Origin of the sequence: Tsukamurella pseudospumae, assembly GCF_001575205.1 — a bacterium.
Classification (GTDB): Bacteria; Actinomycetota; Actinomycetes; order Mycobacteriales; family Mycobacteriaceae; genus Tsukamurella; species Tsukamurella pseudospumae.
The window spans coordinates 1-1,851 of sequence record NZ_LSRE01000036.1 but is presented as its reverse complement, the minus strand read 5'-3'; the positions used below and the strand labels follow the sequence as shown (position 1 = coordinate 1,851).

Here is a 1,851-nt window from a genome sequence, read left to right as displayed (position 1 = left end):
AGGGCGTTCGCCCGCGCGGCTTCGACCCGATCGGCGGTGGTGACCGCCTCCTTGAGCCACCGGTAGTAGGGCTGTCTGGCGAGCTTGAGTACCCGGCACGTCACCGCCACGGGGATTCCGTCGGCGGCGAGCTCCTTCACGAGCGGGTAGAACCTTTTCCCGGCAGGTTCGCCTGCGACAGATACGCCGCCGCCCGTCGCAGGACCTCATTCTCCTGCTCCAACAACCGGATTCGCTTGTTGGCCTCCCGCAACTCCGCCGACTGCCCGCTCGTCATTCCGGGCTTGTTGCCGTCATCGACGTCGGCGCGACGCAACCACTTCTGCAACGTCATCTCATGGATCCCGAAGTCCTTCGCGATCTGCGCGAGCGTCACACCGCTCTCACGATCCCGGGCAACCCGGACCACATCGTCACGGAACTCCTGCGGATAAGGCTTAGGCACGATGGCCATCCTTCCAGGCCCACCCTCCCGGGCAAGCCAGATCAGATGTCACCTACCCGTGCACCAGTCCCCCATGCCTCGTCGATATGTCATTCCACCCGTAGGCGGATAACACCGCTTCATCCACCTCAACGTGCAGCGCTCGCAGTCGGTCAACATCGGGGTCGTCACCAATCGTTCGATCGTTGACCAGGTTGTATAGCTTGGTCAGCCCCAGGCCGCGGCGAAGCATGATTTCGCGACGTTCTTTGTCAAGCGCGAGACCTACGTCCGCTAGCCGAATCGTACTGTCGGGACGAGGGAAGGTGTCGAAGACATCCGACGGGGTGTAACGAACTCTCGTTTCAAGCGTCGATCCATAGGTGATCGCCCAGAGCTGGTGCAGACTTGATGACAAGAGTGCTTGGACGCCGTAGTCATCAGTTGCGAACACGACGCATGCTTCGCTCATGATCTTCCCCGTCGAGACTCGCAAAGGCATGACAGTCTTGCTGACACGGGCGATGACCAGCACCTCCGACAACTCCGACATAGCTTGCCGAAGCGCTGGCCGCGACCGGAAGAACAACCACCAGGGGGCATCCCGTACTGCCTTCGATTTTGACGCGCGTTCGGGCTTCACCTGGGAGACGACGCGATCGAATGGGGCGACATACGACGCTGCCTCGGAGGCGTTGCGGTCATTGAAGTCGATCACCCACCGTGACGGCGACGCGTCGGGACGGGAGTTGAGATCTTCACCGTTGAGGTACGGGAACAGCACCTCAGTGTTGCGCGCATCAGCGGCAAGGCACCCCGGCAGGACGGGGCCGGCGGCTCGACGATGGGCTGAGCCTATGAATACACAAAGAGAACGGCGTTGCGTGCTCTATGCGCGGCTCAGCGTCACCAAGGAAGAGTCCTGTCAACGGCGGGTGAAATCTGATCAGCAGACGACGGCTGAAAGTTGAGCAGCTGTCGGGTGTTTAGTCGCGATCCTTGCCGAGGAGTTCTCGGCGGGATCTGGTGCGGTAGCTATCGCCCGAGAGGGTGAGAACCTCCGCGTGGTGGACCAGTCGGTCGATCATCGCGGCTGCGACGATGTCGTCGGAGAACGTCTCGCCCCAGCGGCCGAACGGCAGGTTGCTGGTGACCATGATCGAGCCCTGCTCGTAACGGGTGCTCACGAGCTGGAAGAACAGGTTCGCCGCGTCCGGGTCGAACGGGATGTAACCGATCTCGTCCACGATGATCAGCTTGTAGCGTTTGATCTTCTTCAGCTCGGCCTCGAGTCGGCCGGCCTGGTGCGCGGCGGTCAGGCGGGCGATCCAGTTCGTCGCGGTGTCGAAGAGCACGGAGTAGCCGTTCTGCGCGGCCTTCACTCCGAGCCCGATCGCCAAATGGGTCTTCCCGATTCCAGGCGGCCC

3 protein-coding genes are annotated in these 1,851 nt (G+C 62.1%); all 3 read right to left on the bottom strand.

The genetic code is table 11. The features are described 5' to 3' along the window. Nucleotides 1–136: 136 nt before the first annotated feature. The gene (locus AXK61_RS25485; RefSeq protein ID WP_197466819.1) at nt 137–454 is read right to left on the bottom strand and encodes a transposase; all 318 of its coding nucleotides are present in this window, start codon (nt 452–454) and stop codon (nt 137–139) included. A 43-nt stretch (nt 455–497) separates the two neighbouring features. After that, a complete protein-coding gene (locus tag AXK61_RS17565) occupies nt 498–1,208 on the bottom strand; it encodes a type IIL restriction-modification enzyme MmeI (RefSeq protein WP_156485734.1) in 711 nt (236 codons plus the stop codon). Between the two features lie 202 nt (nt 1,209–1,410). Then, a partial coding sequence (locus tag AXK61_RS17560) for an ATP-binding protein (RefSeq protein ID WP_197466857.1) occupies nt 1,411–1,851 on the bottom strand: 441 nt, incomplete at its 5' end.